Below are 17,448 nucleotides of genomic sequence, written 5' to 3'. Positions count from 1 at the left end.
CCAATATGGGTAATCCAATTAGTTTTTGTGATCCGCGCCGTTTACGCTTCTTGCAGTACAACAGGTTCGTTAAATACAGTAAGTGACATATAGATAACACTTTTATTTTTAAATTGAGCACTACAGGCTAATATACTAACTTGGTTGCTACATGAAAAAAGTGTTATCTGATTATAGCGAATGGTTACGGTTAGGGGTTGCGATTGTTTTGATGCCAGTTGCTTTGATCAGCAGCGGATTTATCAATTTACCTTATGTACCCATGGGCCTGTTGCTGCTAATGCTGGTCAATTGGGGTATGTTCCGGTCTGAAAAGATGGACTTTTCTGCAGTGGGTTTTGATCTGAAACGTCGTCATATGGCGCTTATCCCCCTGGGGCTGGTTATGGGGCTGCTGGCTTACTTTTTATGCTATGGTTTGGGAGCACTTATCCGCGGTAATGAGTTGCGACTAAATCCGGATGTGAACTGGAATGAATTTTTCAAAAAATTTTGGATAGTGCTGCCCACGACAGCTGTGCAGGACTTCCTCGTAGCCGGTTATTGCTACCATAAGCTGATTCGGCTCACAAATGTGCAAATAGCGACAATAGTGGCAGGGCTTTGCTTTGTTTCGATGCATGATGTTTGGGGCGGCAACATCATCAATAACCTATTTTATGCTTCCGGGCTTTTTGCGGGCTATCTCATGTTCTCCACAGCATTGTTGCGTTCTGGCAGTATCTGGTTGGTTATTGGTTTGCACTGGGGGAACAACTTTACCAATTCCTTTGTTATTACTTTTAAACCTACGGCAACGTCCTGGTTGTACCTGCACGGGGCCATGCAAGTGTTCTCTACCTGGCAGGCAATAGGGTTGCTGCTAGCCTTTTGGCTGAACGCTGTCTGTGTTATCGTTCTTATCCGGATGATCTGGCGAAAGAGGCGTCTGAACGTTTGATCAGACTATTATTATAGGTATGAAAAAAGCAAAAAAAATATTGGTATCAGGAGGAAGCATCGCTGGATTAACCCTTGCTTATTGGTTAAACCGATACGGATTTGAAGTTACCGTAATTGAAAAAAGTGATGGCCTGAGGTTAGGCGGTCAAAACATTGACGTTAAAGGACCAGCCTGGGCCATTATTCAAAAAATGGAACTTGGGCAAGAGATAGAATCAGCCACCACTACTGAAGTGGGTATTCGCTTCGTTAACACAAAAAATGCTGTTGTAGCAGAGTTCCCAAAAGACAACGCCATCAGCATGACCCAGGAGATAGAGATTTTACGTGGAGATATGGTTAATATCCTGTATCATAAGATTAAAGATTCGATAACCGTTTATTTCGGTGATCAGATTAACAGTATTCATGAATTGGAAGATAGCGTTGAGGTTACCTATAATAAGCGGGGTAAGGAAACATTTGACCTGGTGCTGATTGCAGAGGGCATCGGCTCAACTACCAGGCAACAGGTTTTTGGCAGGGAAATAAAATTCGATTATCTGGGTTTATATAGCGCCTATTTAACCATTGAAAAAGCACCGACAGATAGCCGTTGGGCAAGATGGTGCAATGCAATAGGCGCAATTGTTTTTCTTGTTCGGCCGGACAATCATGGTACAACCCGTTTGTGCATATTTTTCCGTTCACCGGAGTTGGGTTATGAAAAATTGCCGATTGCGGAACAAAAGAAGCTTTTAATTCAAAAAATACAAGACGTTGGCTGGGAGGCTCCACGCTTTGTGAAAGAACTGGAACAAACAACCGATTTGTACTTTGAAAGAGTGAGTCAGGTTAAGGCACCGCACTGGCATAAGGGAAGGATCGCGATGGTGGGCGACGCAGCTTACTGCCCAACACCAATTACCGGTAAGGGAACAGATTTGGCAGTCACAGGCGCTTATATACTTGCTGGTGAGCTTGGACAACATAAAGATTATAATCATGCTTTCGGCGCTTACGAAAATATTATGCGCCCGTATGTGAACAAAACGCAGAAACGGCCACCGGGCGTTCCGAGGTTGGTTTATCCGGAATCCCGATTTGGGGTAGCTGTTATTAATGCCATTTTTTCATTGGCTGGAAGCAGATTTGCAAAATTCATTACAAACCTGTTTAGTAAGAAAAAGGCCCAGCCCAAAGAGGAAATTCAACTGCCGGAATATCAAGATGCATAATAGATACATGATCTTCTACAACTCTCTTACCCAGATATTCCTAAAACTAATAGGTTCACTTTTATCGCCATGCGCCTGCAGTTTTATGGGTGCTGCGCCATGTGCAGTGGTATAAGCTGGCTTACCAATATATTGCGTAGGCCCTTCCAGTATCTGATTGTTTTGCACCAGCACGCCATTGAATATAACGGTAACACGTGCGGGCGTTTGCAAGCTGCCATCCTGTTTAAATACAGGTGCAGTCCAGATTACATCATAGCTTTGCCATTCACCCGGTGGGCGGGATGGGTTGGCCAGTGGGGGATGCTGCTTGTAAATGCTGCCGGCCATGCCGTTTACATAGGTATTATTGTTATAGGAGTCCAGTATCTGTAATTCGTAACCGGGATCGCCCTTGCCCAGTGATGCAAGGAATAAGCCGCTGTTGCCACGCGCCTGGCCTTCGCCGGTTATGCCCACCGGTATCCGCCATTCTATATGCAGCTGGTAATTACTAAACAGGCGTTTGGTTTCAATATTCCCGGTTGTTTTGTTTACGGTTATCACACTGTCTTTTACCGTCCATTCCGCAGGTTTGTTTCGGTCGGCATTAGATACCCATTCTGCCAGGTTTTTACCATCAAACAGTACTATGGCATCTGAAGGGGCGGCGGTAGGCACAAGGGCACCCGTACTCACTTTTGGGGGTACGGGTTGCCATACTTCCGTATCTTCCGGCTTACTGTTTTGCTGGGCTTTGGTGCAACTAAGGCTACCTGCCAGTAAAACGCCTGCTAAAAAACATCTTTTCATAGCTATTGATTATACTGGTTAAGCCAGTAATACGTTTTTGAGATAGTGACAGCTTTCTGTAATACTTACAAACGGATCTATGGTAAAGCCTTCCTGCTCTATAATGTAATGTTTAATTCCCGCCAGTTTTGCTTCTTTAAAAATACGCTTAAAGTCAATTTTACCTTTGCCTACTTCGGTGGTTTGCTTGTCGTCTTTTTTATCCATGTCTTTTACATGCACCAATGGAAAGCGGCCGGGATGTTTTTTGAACAAAGCAACGGGGTCTTGTGCTACGCGTGCAGCCCAATAAATATCTAATTCAAAATCAACCAGCGATGCGTCGGTTTCTTTCAGCAGCACATCATAAAGTGTTACGCCTTCTACAGGTATAAATTCAAAGTCGTGATTGTGATATACCATTTTCAATCCCGCTTTTTTTATTCTTTCAGCAGCCTTATTTACTTTTTCAGCAATGGCGTGTATGTCTGCTGCTTTTTGGCGAAACTTTGCATTTACATAAGGAAGTGTAATGTATCGGTGCCCCAGCATATTGGCGGTATCTATGGCAGCATCTACCTCTTCCATAGAGCCACTGCTTAAAAGCGCATCCATGTTATAGTGGCCACTGGGTGTTTTTAAGCCATTGTCTTTTAAAATCCGGCTGAATTCATTTACACTAAAGCCAAAGAAACCTTTTGCTTTACTAAAGCCATATACCTCTACTTCGCTGTAGCCGGCTTTAGCCACTTTGGCTATAGTGCCTTTAACATCTCCCGGTAGTTGTTCGCGTAAAGTATATAGTTGTAAACCTGCCACAGCTTTTGTTTTTGCATGAGCTAATTGAGGGGCTAATATAAGCCCTGTTCCTAACAAACCCGCTTGTGATAAAAAGCTTCTTCTCGTTATCATGGTAACAATTGTTAAGTTGATAAATAGTATTATACATCGCAAATGCGTACGCACTTAGCAAGCGAATCCAGCTTGTTCTTTTCTGCCGGAATAAACTCCTGTGCTACGTATCCTTTAAATCCCGTTGCTACAATAGCTTTCATAATGGCCGGATAGTACAGTTCCTGCGATTCATCTATTTCATGGCGGCCGGGCACACCGCCGGTGTGGTAATGCGCAATATACTGGTGGTATTGGTGTATGTTGGTAATTACATCGCCTTCGTCAATCTGCATGTGATAAATGTCGTACAGCAGCTTAAAGTTTTCTGAGCCCAGTTTCTGGCACAGTTCTGCACCCCACCAGGTACGGTCGCATTGATAATCTTTATGGTTCAGCTTGCTGTTTAGTAATTCCATTACCAGTACCACTTTGTGCTTTTCGGCAAGGGGCATCAACGCCTTCAAGCCGGTTACGCAGTTTTGCCAGCCTTCCTCATCACTCAGATTACGTTTGTTGCCACTAAAACAAATAAGGTTGGTATACCCTGCTTTAGCTACCAGTGGTATCATTTCTGAGTATTGCTTTAATAAGATGGCGTGGTTTTTCTTTTCATTAAAGCCATCCACCAGGTTAATTTCAGCGCCATTGCACATGGTAGATTCCAAACCATATTTTTTAAGCATATCCCAATCCTTAGGCCCTACCAGATCAATGCCTTTGAGGCCAATATCCTTTGCTGCTTTGCAAAAGTCTTCCAGGGGTATATCGTTGTAACACCAGCGGCAGGCGGAATGATTAATATTTCCTTTTAGCGGCACGTGCGCATTTTCGTGGGGGCTATTGTTTTTGCCGAAGCTTAATAAGCCGCCCGTTGATAAAACGGCTGTACCGCCTAGCAGGTTTTTAATAGCTGTTCTCCGGTTCCATTTCATATAATAACAATTACGATAATTTAAAGATTCTGTTGCAGCTGCGGCAACTAACCGGTGTTACCAGGCCGTTGCAGAGGCGCCGTTGGCTTGTCTCTGAACAGTAACAGAAAGATAAGCAATACTACCGCAGCAATGCCTGCAGGAATTAACCAGATAGGCGTCCATAGGTGCAGATCGCCTGTTTTATAGCTATCTACAATAGGGCCCGATATAGAAAAACCAATCAGCATACCCACACCATATGTAGCCAGTGTAATAAAGCCCTGGGCGGCGCTTTTAAATTGGGGGCCGGCCAGGTTATCGGTATAAATCTGCCCGGTTACAAAAAAGAAGTCGTAACAAATGCCGTGCAGTGCAATGCCTGCAATCAGCATCCAGTAACTGGCACCCGCATCGCCGTAGGCAAAGCATACATAACGCAGCACCCAGGCCAGCATTCCTACCGCCAGCATTTTCTTTACGCCTAAACGGGTAAAGAATACGGGCATCAGTGCCATAAACAATACTTCTGATACCTGGCCAAATGCCTGTTTACCTGCTGCCCCCTGCATACCCACCTCATTTAAAAAGGGGTTGGTAAAATTATAATAGAAAGCCAGCGGTATGCAAATGGCAACAGAGGCAAGAAAGAATACCAGGTACGATTTGTTTTTCAGCAGCCTGATGGCATCCAGCCCTATTATATCGCTGAATGAAGTTTTGCTACCCTTTTTAACAGGTGGGGTTGCCGGCAGTGTAAAACTGAATGCTGCTAATACCAGCGATGCAATGGCGGCGGTTTTGAAGGTAAGGTCAAGCGTGCCTTCTTTTTCCCAACCCAGCCAGCCAATAGAAAAGCCTGCTACAATCCAGCCCAACGTGCCTAATACCCGGATGGGGGGGAACTCTTTACTGGGGTTGGTCATTTGCCGGAAAGAAATAGCGTTTACCAATGCCAGTGTAGGCATATATACAATCATATAGGCCAGCACAAAAGGGTATAGTGTACTAAAGCTGGTGGCTCCGGGCATACACCACAACAAGGCAGCACCTATCAGGTGTAATACACCCAGAATTTTTTGTGCAGAGAAAAAGCGGTCTGCTATTAAACCTACAATAAATGGGGCTGCAATAGCGCCGATAGCCTGGCTGGTGTAGGCTACGCTTACCGCTGTGGCATCGGTTTTCAGGTTGTTGAACAGGTAGGTACCCAGTGTTACAAACCATGCGCCCCAGATAAAAAACTCCAGGAACATCATGGCAGATAGTTTGGCTTTAATAGAAAATGTCATGGCAGCATTATTTAATAGAAAGTATATACTTCACCATTTCTCTGGCGTCTTCTTTCGAAATATTGGGATGCGGTGTCATGGGTACCTGGCCAAAATTGCCGGAACCACCCTCAATAATCTTTGCTGCCAGCATATCAATATCTGTCTGTTTATATTTTTTGGATATTTCTTCATACGAAGGCCCCACCAGTTTGTCTCTTACTTTGTGGCAGGTGAGGCAATCAGACTTTGCCATCAGTTCAACTGCTTTGGGAGGATTGTTGCCTGTTACGTTCTGGTTCTCTGTTCCAAGGCTGCCGGCAGTGTCCTGCGCTGCATTGGTATTGTGCGAAACAGCAGATTTGTCGGCTGCTGATGCACTGTCTGCCGATGGCTCCTGCTGCGATGATCCGCCGCAGGCTGTCATTGCAACACCGGCCGCCAGTATCCATGCTGTTATTCCTGTTATCTTCATATGCTGATATTGAATAAATTAAATGCCTAATAGTTTGCGGTGTAACGATGCATCTATATCTGCCGCAGCAAAGTTGTCGAATGGGCGATCGGTTACGTGTATAATATGATTTTGTATAAAAGCAGCACCTTCGCGGGCGCCGTCTTCCGGGTGTTTTAAGGCACATTCCCATTCTAATACCGCCCAGCCGGAAAAATTGTATTGTGCCAGTTTGCTGAATACCGATTTGAAATTTATCTGCCCATCACCCAGTGAGCGGAAGCGGCCTGCACGGTCTATCCAGTTCTGATAGCCCCCATAAACGCCCTGGCGTCCGGTGGGGTTAAACTCCGCATCTTTTACATGCATCATTTTAATTCTGCTGTGGTAAATGTCTATAAACTCCAGATAGTCCAGGCATTGTAGTACAAAATGGGAGGGGTCGTATAACAGGTTGGCGCGCGGGTGATGGTGTACTTTGTTCAGAAACATGTCAAAGCTGGTGCCATCGTGTAAATCTTCGCCTGCATGCAGTTCATAACAAAGGTCTATGCCACATTCATCATAGTAGTCTAAAATGGGCGTCCACCGTTTGCCCAGCTCTTCAAAAGCACGCTCTATTAATCCGGGGGGGCGTTGTGGCCAGGGGTATACGTAAGGCCATGCCAATGCACCACTAAAGGTAACACTGGCGCTTAAGCCCATGTTTTGCGAGGCTTTGGCAGCATAGCGTAACTGCTCAACGGCCCATTGTTGCCGGGCGGCAGGGTTACCCTGGTAAGCTGCCGGTGCAAAGGCATCAAACAAATCGTTGTAAGCAGGGTGTACGGCCACCAGCTGGCCTTGCAGGTGGGTAGATAGTTCGGTAATTTCCAAACCTGCTTCCTGTACCATGCCTTTTATTTCTTCTGCATAGGTTTTGCTTTCCGCAGCCTTTTGCAGATCTATAAAACGCAGATCGTTGGTAGGTAGCTGCAATCCTTTAAAACCCAGGCTGGCCGCCCAGGCAGCAAGGGATGGCAGGTTATTATAAGGCGCTTCATCACCTATAAACTGGGCAATAAATAACGCCGGGCCTTTAATTGTAACCATAGCTTAATGAATTATAAATGGAGTCCATTTTTGTTCGCTTTTTCCCGAAGCAATTACCTGTTCTATAAAGGCCATACCACGTATACCTTCCTCTATGCCAGGGTAATCCAATGCTTCTGCCGTTGCAGGTTGCTGTAGCAGGGTTGCCTGTACCGTAAGTGCAAAGTTGTGATACAGGTTGGCAAATGCTTCCAGATACCCTTCGGGGTGGCCGGCCGGTGTGCGGGTGTTGTGGCTGGCAAAGCTGCCGGTGTAACTGCCGCCCGTGCGCCAGGTTTCTGCCGGTTTATCTGCCCGGCGTACTATCAGCGAATTGGCATCGTTCTGTTGCCATTCTATACCGCCTTTTTCTCCGTATACACTAATCTGTATATTGTTTTCTGCACCGGTAGCTATCTGGGTAGCCACCAGCACGCCGCTGGCGCCACCGGTAAACTTCAGCAGTACTGCTCCATCATCATCCAGCTGGCGGCCAGGTACCACCGTGTGAATATCGGCACAGAGGTGCGATAATGTACAGCCCGATACATATTCTGCCAGGTTAAATGCGTGTGTGCCTATATCGCCCATAGCCCCGGCTATTCCGCTTTTGGCAGGGTTGGTACGCCAGGAGGCCTGTTTATTACCGGTGCCTTCTTCCAGGTTGCTCAGCCAGCCCTGTACATATTGCACATATACCTTACGTACGTTGCCTATAGTGCCTGCTGCTATCAGCTGGCGTGCCTGTTTTACCATCGGGTAACCGGTATAGGTATGGGTAAGGCAAAGCAGTTTGCCGCTCTGCTGCATTACCGCTTTCAGTTCCATAGCTTCCTGTAGCGAGAAGGTTGCCGGTTTATCCAGTATTACATGAAAGCCGTTTTCCAAAGCCAGTCTGGCGGGTTCAAAATGCAGATGGTTGGGTGTTACAATACTTATTACCTGCACCCGTTTATGTTCCGGTAGCTGGCTTTCGGCTGTTATTAATTCTTTGTAGCTGCCATAACTGCGTTCGGCAGTTAAGCCTAAGGAAAGGCCTGTGGCTTGCGATCTGGCAGCATCGCTGCTAAAGGCACCACACACCAGTTCATAGTCATCATCTATACGCGCAGCAATACGGTGTACAGCACCTATAAATGCACCCGGCCCGCCTCCAATCATTCCTAGTCTTAATTTCATAGTATCTTTTTTTAAACCAGTGCCCAGGCTTTATCGCCTTTTTTGTACGGATAGTCACCCACATATTTACCGGGTACCGGCAGGTAACGTAACGCCTGGGTACATCCTGTTTCTGAGGTAAAGAAACCCAGTAGCGTAAGCTGTTTTATCATGGTAAAGTAATGGTTAGGATTCTCCTTCTTCTTCTTGCTGTTGTATTCCTGCGCTTCCTTATCCAGTTGTATAAACAGGGCGGTACGCTGCTCACTGCCGGCCTGCATAAATCCTTTATTATATTTTTCCTTACAGCTTTTATCCAGTTGTATTAAGCCTTCTTTAAAGGCTTTCTGGTCTTTTTCATTATAGCAGTCTCTTACCATCACTGCCATAAAACTGCCCACATTGGCCGCTTTGGCACCGGGGGTGCTGGTTTGTGGCAATATGGTTTCTCCGGCTTCGTTCAAAAAGGCCAGGGTATCTTTCTCAAACAGGTTTTCTGTGTTAACACCACTGTTGCTTTTACAGCCCGATAAAAAGAATTCAGCGCCTATAACAGCACCGCCCATTAACAGGGCTACTCTGCTTAATGCTTCTCTTCTGTTCATAACGGTTAGAGATTAGATTTTTTAAGTTCTGATACCGCAAAATCGGCCGCCCTTGCAGTAATGGCCATATAGGTAAGGGAAGGATTCTGGCAGGCAGCGGAGGTCATAGCTGCGCCATCTGTTACAAACACATTAGGTGCATCCCATACCTGATTCCATTTGTTCAGCACAGAAGTTTTGCGGTCTTTACCCATACGGGCGGTACCCATTTCGTGAATGCTTCTGCCCAGTACTGCTTCGTTGTTATACGGATGCACGTCTTTCACACCCGCAGCGGTTAACATCTCTGCTGCGTCATTCATCATATCAATACGCATCTTCAGTTCATTCTCTTTTACCTCTGCGTCCATCACCGGAACGGGCAAGCCCCATTTATCTTTCTTATCCTTATCCAGGTAAACACGGTTTTCATGATAGGGGAGTACTTCTCCAAAGCCTCCTATTCCCATAGTCCAGCGTCCTGGTTCGGATAAGGCATCTTTAAAATCGCCACCAATACTCAGTTCAGGAATGGCACGGCTCCAGCGTTCGCGGCTGGCACTTCCCTGATAGCCAAAGCCACGCACATAGTCGCGCTTGTCACCATTCAGGTTACGGAAACGGGGTATGTAGATGCCGTTGGCCCTTCTGCCGTAAGTATATTTATCTTCATATCCTTCTACCCAGCCAGAGGCACCTGCACCCAACTGGTGATCCATCAGGTTATGCCCCAGCTCGCCACTGCTGCTGCCCAGGCCACCAGGCCATATATCTGTGGCAGAGCGCATGAGTATGGTAGCTGTATTAATAGTAGAGGCATTCAGAAATATAATTTTTGCGTAGTACTCGTAAGTTTTGTTGGTTTCAGCATCCAGTATTTCTACGCCTGTCGCTTTTTTCGTGTCTTTATCATACAAAACCCGTGTTACAATGCTCCATGGCCGCACGGTAAGGTTACCGGTTTTGGTAGCTGCAGGAAGGGTAGATGATTGCGTGCTGAAGTAGGCGCCAAACGGGCATCCCAGCCAGCATTTGTTTCTGTACTGGCAGTTAACCCGACCCTCGTGTGGTACGGTAATATTGGCCGCCCGTCCCATAATCATCTGGCGGGTTCCTTTATAATGTGCTTTAATACGGGCAGCAATATCTTTTTCTACCACATTCATTTCCATAGCAGGCATAAACTCGCCATCCGGCAATATTTCTATACCATCTCTGTTGCCGGATATGCCTGCAAATTTTTCTACGTAGCTATACCAGGGTGCCAGGTCGGCATAACGTATAGGCCAGTCTATACCAATGCCCTCCTTTGCGTTGGCTTCAAAATCTATATCGTGTAACCGGTACGATTGCCTGCCCCACATTAACGAACGCCCACCCACCTGGTAGCCTCTGAACCAATCAAAGCGCTTCGTCTCTATATAAGGGCTATCCTTGTCATTTGCCCAATAGTCCAGGTTGGTTTCATTTAAGGGGTAGTCGCGTTTCAGAACGGGATAATCTTCAATCATCTTTTGTGTACGTTCACCTCTGTGTTCAAACTCCCAGGGGGCTTTGTTGGCGTTCACATAGTCTTTAATGTGTTCAATGTTTCGCCCACGCTCTAACAGCAGTGTTTTTAGCCCTTTTTCAGTTAGTTCCTTTGCGGCCCAGCCACCAGAAATGCCGGAGCCTACAACAATTGCATCGTAGTTGTTATTAGCCATGCATTATATTTTGTAATGACAATAATCTATCAGCAGCCATTGCGGGCTGCATACATCCATTCAGGAAAACAGAGGGAAGTGACTAATGAAATCAGGCTATGGACAAGGCAATCGTAGTATGTGTCATAGGATGAGAATCAGCGTCACTGTCTCAAATTGAGACAAATCTACTGATTGGTGTTTCAAATGCAAATTTTTTATTGTTAAAATCAAAAATTTTGCTGCAAGCCATATTTCAAAGCTTCATCGTATTTGTCGATATCAAAACTATAAACGATAGGAGAGCGGCTGCTGGCATTTTCAGATTCCTGTTGTTTTATTAATATGCCGTAGCTGTGCATTTTACGCTGAAAGTTGCCGCGATGCAGTGCTTTGCCTAATATAACTTCATACACCTGTTGCAGTTGCGGCATGGTAAATTCTTTGGGCAGCAGGTTAAAGCCAATAGGGCGGTTGTTTAAATTCAGCCGTAGTGTTTCTAATGCAGTGGAATATATTTCATGATGATCCATCATTAGTTCCGGCAGTTCCTCCACATTGCACCATTCACATTGTTCTGATATTTTATCTACCCTGGGCTTAATTTCTTCATAGTTTACCAGGGCGTAAAAGCCGATGGAAATAAAGCGCTGCCTTTGCCAGAAGTGTTTGGGTAAATGACTGAAATCGTTTTCTGAGCGGCCTATGCTGCTGAATACCTTAAACTGTTCCAGAAAAATCTGCGGAGCGCCGGTACGTGCCTTTAAAATGCGGCTGGCGGCCTCATGAATATCCTCGTTCTTCTTCATATAGCCACCCGGCAAGCCCCATTTATCAAGACCTTTCATTTTCAACAGCAACACTTTAAGGGAAGATTCATGAAAGCCGAATACAACACAATCTATTGAAATATGCGGAACACAGATTTCGTAAGCCCGTTTACTGCCTTGCTCAAATAGATCTACAATGCTCATGGTACAAAATAAGTGAAAAAATAAGTCTGGCCTTATAGAAATGCATCTGGAGTAAGCGGAATGGCCATATAACTAAAAAGGGCAGGAGCGATTTTTTTCACTCCTGCCTTTTTTATTATTCAATAATATAGTACCGGCAGCTATCTCTTCAGGAATTTACTGGTAATAATTTCACTGCCATTAATTAATTTAACAAGGTAAAGGCCCGGTGAAAGCGCAGCCACATTTACGGTAGTCTGGTGGCCGGGTAGTTTACAATTCAATACCTGCCTTCCGGTGTTGTCATAGATATAAATATCTGCATTTTCCTCACGTTTCTTACTTACAGAAACATTCAATACATCGGAAGTTGGATTGGGATACACCTGAATATTGCTTCCGGCAGTGCTCTTTGCCAAAGGTTGGTTAACGGATAGTGCGGTGCTTCCTCCTGTAAATACAAAATGGTTTAAGTTAAACAGGTAGCCGGTACCGCCGGAGAATGACAGGTATAAATCGTGTACACCCGTTGCTCCGCTAACGCTGCCTGTTAGTGTTTGCCAGTTTTGCCAGCCGCCTGTATTGGTTACATTAATGGCTCCTATCTGAGGGCCGCCTGCGGCATCCAGCCTGAATTTTATGGTTCCGCCGGTGGCATTGCTGGCAGCACGTACGGAAACACCGGTAGCGCCAGTTCCAAAATCTACTCCGCTAAAACGTATCCAGTCGCCATTGTCAATAAAGGCAACGTTCAGGCCACCTTCACTACAGGTTTCCGTTTGTACGCCCGACATGGCAGTGTAATGCTCGGCTTGTACGGTGGTATAGGGATTGATGTTTCCGCTACCACTGCCGCCGCCACTACTTACCAGGCCGTTGATATAAATTTCAAGCATAGTATAACCACCAGCTCCAATGTTGTTTCTGTCGGCAGCATTATTGGGGTTTAACCCGTTGGCTGTTTCCCATGCATTGGGTATGCCATCCTGATCAGAATCGGCGGCAACAGTACCATTGGCCACGGTACCAACGTTACCGGGAATGCCGTTGTCATCTTCTGTATTGATAATCTGACCGGCAGTTCCATAAGATGTCAGCTGATTAATCAACAGATTATCAACTGCGTCTCTGGTTTTAGAGGCGCCCACATTGGCAATAATATGCGTGAGGGCAGCCTGCGCAGATAGTAAGTTGGATACACCCGGATAATTGTAGGGCGTAGACCTTACTGTTGCGGTTTTATAATTCGTAAGAAGAGTACCATCCAGCACGCCGTCCTTATCTGAATCTACCCAGTTGTCAGATGCATACACATTGAAGGAAGGGGTGGTATTGGTAATATGAGAGTTGCTGCCGCTGGAAGGGCCATAGATGAAATAATTTCCTATCAGGTTGCACTCTGAAAGGCCTTCTGTATCTCCCATAATATAACCATGCTCTGCCCAGTTGTAAAGTACAGAGTTAATGAATTCATGGGTGCCTCTGGCTTTGGGATTGCGGGTTTTGTTGTCAATGTATAAGCTCCTGATCATAGACCATTTGCCGCTTTGCAATAATCCGCCTGTGGAGTGGTTAGTATTATTAATACCCTGGCTTACAATACAATCCTGAAAAGTAAGGTTGTCTATACCTGAGCCATTCACATCCAGGGTGCCATCCCTGCCCCAGGATATGGAAACGTGGTCAAAAATAAAGTTCTGACCCGATGCAATGCTTAAGGCATCTTTTCCCGATGTTCCATTTTTCCCCATCCGGATGCGGATGTACCGGATAATATTATTACCAGCATTACAGGCTACGCCATCTCCGTAAATGGTAATACCACCACCTGGCGCAGTCTGGCCGGCAATAGTAACACCGCCGGAAACTACAATACGGGAGGCTACATTAATAACTCCACCAACATCAAATACCACCGTTCTGTTCGATTGGCTTACGGCATCGCGGAGTGAGCCTGTGCCGGCATCATTCAGGTTGGTTACATGGTAAACGGAGCCGCCCCGGCCACCAGATGCATACCGGCCGAAGCCCTCGGCCGTGGGAAATGCTAATTGCTGCGCCATGGCCAGCGATGCGTTGAAAAGAAAAATGCCGGCCATGCACAGGCGGGAAATACGGAAATGATTGTTTGTGAAATGAAGTAGAGGTTTTTTCATATGCAAGTTTTTGTTACAGAAACCTGATTAAGGCTTTAATCGTTATAGATCAAACTTACTGTATTGCCGTTGGCCGGAATGCCGTTTTTTGACCAATCTGGTTTAAAAAATGGTTCTTTTTCCAGGCATATTTTTTTCTGTTACCACCCCCACATGTTCCCGTTTGGGGCGTCTACTGATATATGTTATGGATTACCAATTGCTTGCAGATTAAATCATTGTTGAATTACCACTATAATTTTTAAACGAATCATCCTTTTTTCTATCTCAACTGTATGACTCAACTTATCATTTTTAAAGGCAAAAGAAAAAAAGGGGCATTACAGCTTCTTGTTGCCATGCTTGTACTAACATCTTTATATGCACAGGAACCTCAGCAGCGCGTTAAGTATAATTTTAATGCGGACTGGAAAGTATATACAGGTGATAGCATAGACGCTGCTGTACCTGATTATAATGATGGCGGGTGGAAGCGCGTAACGCTGCCCTATGCGTGGAATGAAGATGAAGCGTTTAAAAAAGATATAGTTAATCTGTCAACGGCTATTGTATGGTACCGCAAAAAGTTTATCCTGCCTGCTGCTGCCAAAGGGCAAAAGGTGTTTCTGGAGTTTGAAGGCATACGCCAGGGTGGTGATTTTTTTGTTAACGGAAAGCATGTAGGGTTGCACGAAAACGGCGTAATGGCCTTTGGGTTTGATGTAACAGATTATATAAAACCCGGTGATGAAAACGTAGTAGCGGCAAGAATTGACAATAACTGGGATTACCGCGAAAAAGCAACGAATCAAAAGTATCAGTGGGAAGATCGCAATTTTAATGTGAATTACGGAGGTATTACCAAAAACGTTTACCTGCACGTTGCACCTAAGTTATATCAAACGCTTCCTTTATATGCAAACCTCAATACAACGGGTGTTTATATTTATGGAAGTGATTATAATATTAAAAATAAATCTGCCACCATACATGCGGCGTCGGAGGTGAAAAATGAAACAACAACGCCACAGCATTTTACCTACGAAGTTGCGGTGCGCGATGTAAATGGAAAGTTGATAAAAAGCTTCAGCGGCGATAAAGTGTCTCTGGCGCCAGGAGAAAAAACAATAGTAAGTGCAGCAGCAGCTGTAAACAATCTGAATTTCTGGAGCTGGGGGTATGGTTACCTGTACGATGTAACTACTTTGCTGAAGGTAAATGGTAAAACGGTGGATGCTGTTACTACCAAAACGGGTTTCCGGAAAACAGCTTTTAAAGATGGTATGATTTATTTGAACGATAGGGTTATTATGGTACATGGATATGCGCAACGCACCACCAATGAATGGCCGGGTGCAGGCGCTTCGGTACCAGCCTGGATGAGTGACTACAGCAATAAGCTGATGGTGGAAAGTGGTGGTAACCTGGTGCGCTGGATGCATGTAACACCGTGGAAACAGGATATTGAGAGTTGCGACCGGGTGGGGCTTTTGCAGGCCATGCCCGCCGGTGATGCGGAAAAAGATGTGGAAGGCATTCGTTGGCAGCAGCGTAAAGCATTAATGCGCGATGCTATTATTTATAACAGAAATAACCCGAGTATTATTTTTTATGAATCGGGCAATGAATCTATCAGCGAAGCACATATGCGTGAAATGAAAGCTATACGCGATTTGTACGATGCGCATGGTGGAAGGGCTATAGGCAGCCGCGAAATGCTGGATAGCAAGGTGGCTGAATATGGTGGAGAAATGTTGTATACCAATAAAAGTGCGCATATTCCCATGTGGGCTATGGAGTATTCGCGGGATGAGGGATCGAGAAAATATTGGGATGATTTTACCCCTCCGTATCATAAAGATGGAACCGGGCCGGACAGTATATGGTCGGTAACGTTTAATAAAATGGTAAAATCACCGGATGCCAAACCGTACAACCGCAATATGGAATCGCATGCAGTAGAAAATGTAAAACGCTGGTATGAGTTCTGGCGCGAGCGTCCGGGAACGGGCAAGCGGGTAAGCAGCGGTGGGGTAAATATCATATGGTCGGAAACCAATACCCATCATCGTGGTGAGGAAAACTACCGCCGCAGTGGCGAGGTGGATGCACTGCGTATTAAAAAGCAAAACTACTATGCCCATAAGGTAATGTGGGATGGATGGGTAAATCCTAAGCAGCACAGCCTTCATATTGTAGGGCATTGGAACTATGTGCCTGATGTTAAAAAAGACATTTATGTAATAGCTACAGCAGATAAGGTGGAATTGAAAGTAAACGGTGAGTCATTGGGTTTTGGTGTGAAAAGTGATGGCTTTCTGTTTACGTTTAAAGATGTGCAGTGGCAGGCAGGAAGTATTACAGCTACCGGCTTTAACAACAATGGAAAACAGGTTTGTACAGGCACCATCACCACCGTGGGGCAGCCTGTGGCGCTTCGTTTAACACAAATACAGCGGCCGGTTCCTTTTATTGCCAATGGCCATGACATGGCACTGGTGGAAGTGGAAGTAGTAGATGCCAGCGGCAACCGTTGCCCTACGGCGTTGAACATGATACAATACACCTTAACAGGGCCGGGCGAATGGAGAGGTGGTATGGCAATGGGACCAGGCAATTATGTAATGACAGATAAGTTTCCGGTAGAAGGTGGTGTAAACCGTTTTCTGGTTCGCGCTACCACCACACCCGGTACTATAACAGTAAAAGCTACAGCGGTGGGATTACGGGATGCATCTGTTACTTTAACAACCACTGCATTTGCGGTTGAAAACGGACTTACCACGGTACTGCCGGCAGCAGGCCTTACATACCGGCTGGACAGAGGGCCTACGCCTTCCACACCTTCTTATGCAATATTGCGTACCCCGGTTGCCGTTGCCAGTGCTACAGCCGGTGCGCATGCAGACAGTGCCTTTGCCAGTTTTGATGATAATGAACTGTCTGATTGGGTAAACGATGGCAAGTTATCCACCGCATGGATTGAGTATACGCTGGAAAGAGAAGCAGTAGTAAGTGAGGTAACCTTAAAGCTGAACAACTTCCGCTCCAGAATGTATCCGCTTTCTATTACTGTTGATGGCAGGGAAGTATTTAAAGGAAATACAAAACCAACGCTGGGGTATTACACCATCCGGTGCACACCACAACGTGGCCGTAAAGTGAGAATTCAGTTAGATGGTACTGCTACCAGTACGGGTGGCAACAGCGGTGTGGAGGTAAACGGGAAAAAGCTGGATGATGGCGTAGCCCGTGATGATGCCAATGCAAAAGGAACGTTGAGTATTATTGAAGCAGAGATATACGAAAGTAGACAGGGAGAAAAGGAAACGATTGTAGTGGAAGAATAATAGATGTAGCTTATTTGCTGGTATTTGTAGTTTAGTAAGGTGGTAAGTGTTT

14 protein-coding genes are annotated in these 17,448 nt (G+C 45.6%); 3 read left to right on the top strand and 11 right to left on the bottom strand.

The genetic code is table 11. The annotated features are described in order from the left end of the window. Window positions 1-151: 151 nt before the first annotated feature. Together IEY13_RS20720 and IEY13_RS20715 are read left to right on the top strand one after the other, a co-directional pair. Complete coding sequence (locus tag IEY13_RS20720; RefSeq protein ID WP_188955802.1) at window positions 152-940, top strand: CPBP family intramembrane glutamic endopeptidase; 789 nt, start codon at window positions 152-154, stop codon at window positions 938-940. A 19-nt stretch (window positions 941-959) separates the two neighbouring features. Further along, a complete protein-coding gene (locus IEY13_RS20715) occupies window positions 960-2,159 on the top strand; it encodes an FAD-dependent monooxygenase (protein WP_188955800.1) in 1,200 nt (399 codons plus the stop codon). Window positions 2,160-2,174: 15 nt separating this feature from the next. Here the strand turns inward: IEY13_RS20715 and IEY13_RS20710 are convergent, their stop codons facing one another. The 11 genes from IEY13_RS20710 to IEY13_RS20660 all read right to left on the bottom strand — a co-directional run bounded on the left by IEY13_RS20710 (window position 2,175) and on the right by IEY13_RS20660 (window position 14,067). Next, window positions 2,175-2,951, bottom strand: coding sequence for a 3-keto-disaccharide hydrolase (locus tag IEY13_RS20710; RefSeq protein WP_188955798.1), 777 nt, complete (start codon window positions 2,949-2,951; stop codon window positions 2,175-2,177). 18 nt (window positions 2,952-2,969) lie between these two features. After that, window positions 2,970-3,749, bottom strand: coding sequence for a sugar phosphate isomerase/epimerase family protein (locus IEY13_RS20705; RefSeq protein ID WP_229687939.1), 780 nt, complete (start codon window positions 3,747-3,749; stop codon window positions 2,970-2,972). 122 nt (window positions 3,750-3,871) lie between these two features. Continuing rightward, entirely contained in the window at window positions 3,872-4,756 is an 885-nt protein-coding gene (locus IEY13_RS20700) for a hydroxypyruvate isomerase family protein (protein ID WP_188955794.1), read from the bottom strand. A gap of 47 nt (window positions 4,757-4,803) precedes the next feature. Further along, window positions 4,804-6,027 carry a nucleoside permease gene (locus IEY13_RS20695; protein ID WP_188955792.1) on the bottom strand — a complete coding sequence of 408 codons (1,224 nt, stop codon included), beginning with the start codon at window positions 6,025-6,027 and terminating at the stop codon, window positions 4,804-4,806. A 7-nt stretch (window positions 6,028-6,034) separates the two neighbouring features. Next, a complete protein-coding gene (locus IEY13_RS20690) occupies window positions 6,035-6,481 on the bottom strand; it encodes a c-type cytochrome (RefSeq protein ID WP_229687938.1) in 447 nt (148 codons plus the stop codon). An 18-nt stretch (window positions 6,482-6,499) separates the two neighbouring features. Then, window positions 6,500-7,552 (bottom strand): sugar phosphate isomerase/epimerase family protein, encoded by a 1,053-nt coding sequence (locus IEY13_RS20685; protein WP_188955790.1) that lies wholly within the window; start codon window positions 7,550-7,552, stop codon window positions 6,500-6,502. Between the two features lie 3 nt (window positions 7,553-7,555). After that, on the bottom strand, window positions 7,556-8,710 hold the full coding sequence (locus IEY13_RS20680; protein ID WP_229687937.1) for a Gfo/Idh/MocA family protein: 1,155 nt from the start codon (window positions 8,708-8,710) through the stop codon (window positions 7,556-7,558). An 11-nt stretch (window positions 8,711-8,721) separates the two neighbouring features. Next, complete coding sequence (locus IEY13_RS20675) at window positions 8,722-9,294, bottom strand: gluconate 2-dehydrogenase subunit 3 family protein (RefSeq protein WP_188955788.1); 573 nt, start codon at window positions 9,292-9,294, stop codon at window positions 8,722-8,724. A 5-nt stretch (window positions 9,295-9,299) separates the two neighbouring features. After that, complete coding sequence (locus tag IEY13_RS20670; protein WP_188955786.1) at window positions 9,300-10,979, bottom strand: GMC oxidoreductase; 1,680 nt, start codon at window positions 10,977-10,979, stop codon at window positions 9,300-9,302. Between the two features lie 209 nt (window positions 10,980-11,188). Then, window positions 11,189-11,932, bottom strand: a complete 744-nt coding sequence (locus IEY13_RS20665) for an NUDIX hydrolase (protein WP_188955784.1) — start codon at window positions 11,930-11,932, stop codon at window positions 11,189-11,191. Between the two features lie 140 nt (window positions 11,933-12,072). Then, window positions 12,073-14,067, bottom strand: coding sequence for a carbohydrate-binding protein (locus tag IEY13_RS20660; RefSeq protein ID WP_188955782.1), 1,995 nt, complete (start codon window positions 14,065-14,067; stop codon window positions 12,073-12,075). Between the two features lie 338 nt (window positions 14,068-14,405). Between IEY13_RS20660 and IEY13_RS20655 the strand changes: the two genes are divergently transcribed. After that, window positions 14,406-17,396, top strand: coding sequence for a DUF4982 domain-containing protein (locus IEY13_RS20655; RefSeq protein ID WP_188955780.1), 2,991 nt, complete (start codon window positions 14,406-14,408; stop codon window positions 17,394-17,396). Window positions 17,397-17,448: the final 52 nt, after the last annotated feature.

The organism is Filimonas zeae, from assembly GCF_014641615.1.
Lineage (GTDB): Bacteria > Bacteroidota > Bacteroidia > Chitinophagales > Chitinophagaceae > Filimonas > Filimonas zeae.
The sequence above is the reverse complement of the archived record's forward strand: the minus strand, read 5'-3'. Positions and strand labels throughout refer to the sequence as shown.